Source organism: Streptomyces capoamus (assembly GCF_014654935.1).
Classification (GTDB): domain Bacteria; phylum Actinomycetota; class Actinomycetes; order Streptomycetales; family Streptomycetaceae; genus Streptomyces; species Streptomyces capoamus.
In genome coordinates, this window is sequence record NZ_BNBF01000035.1 from 58,764 (window position 1) to 59,501 (window position 738).

The 738-nt window shown below is 66.7% G+C and carries 1 protein-coding gene; it reads left to right on the forward strand.

The annotated features are described in order from the left end of the window. On the forward strand, positions 1-461 hold a 461-nt coding region (locus IE312_RS43225; RefSeq protein WP_229900801.1), incomplete at its 5' end, for a DsbA family protein. Positions 462-738: the final 277 nt, after the last annotated feature.

Here is a 738-nt window from a genome sequence, read left to right on the forward strand (position 1 = left end):
TGCGCATGACCGTGCCCATCGACAAGGACCCGAATTGGGAGGTCTCCCACCTCGCCTACCTGGCCGCCAAGGCGCAGGGGCTCGGGCCGCAGTTCGTGGACGCCGTCTACCGCGCGCGCTGGCAGGAGGGCAGGGACATCACCGACCCCGCCACCATGTGCGAGATCGCCGAGCCACTGGGCCTGCCGGCCGAGTCGCTGGCTACCGCGGCCGACGACCCGGAGCTGCGCAAGCAGGGCTTCGACTGCCTGGTGTCCTCCTACGACGACGGGCTGTTCGGCGTCCCTTTCTTCGTCCACGGACGTGACAAGTTCTGGGGCGCCGACCGGCTGAGGCCGTTCATCGCGGCTTTCCAGGGCCGTCCCGGCGAGGATGTCGAAGAGAACTGGCAGGATCATGACGAATTTCCGCTCTTCGCAGCAGCGGCGGCGGATGCTGGACACGCGGGCGGCTGCGGCTGACCCATTGCCGCCGGTCCGGAACTGACATTCGCGGGCGATCGGGGTCGGACATCGCCCCGGTCGCCAGTCCCCGCACAAGACGTTCCCGCGAAAACGCCGGAAAAAACACTCGTTCGCCGTCCTGAATCACACGTCGAGCCGTTCGACAACCATCGCGTTCATTCGAGGTGCCCAGACATGACTGACCAATTCCCGGAAGTCACCCTCACGGAGTTGTTCGAGGAGCAGGTGGGGCGGGGTGGGGATCGTGTGGCGGTGGTCTGTGGTGAGGAGTCGG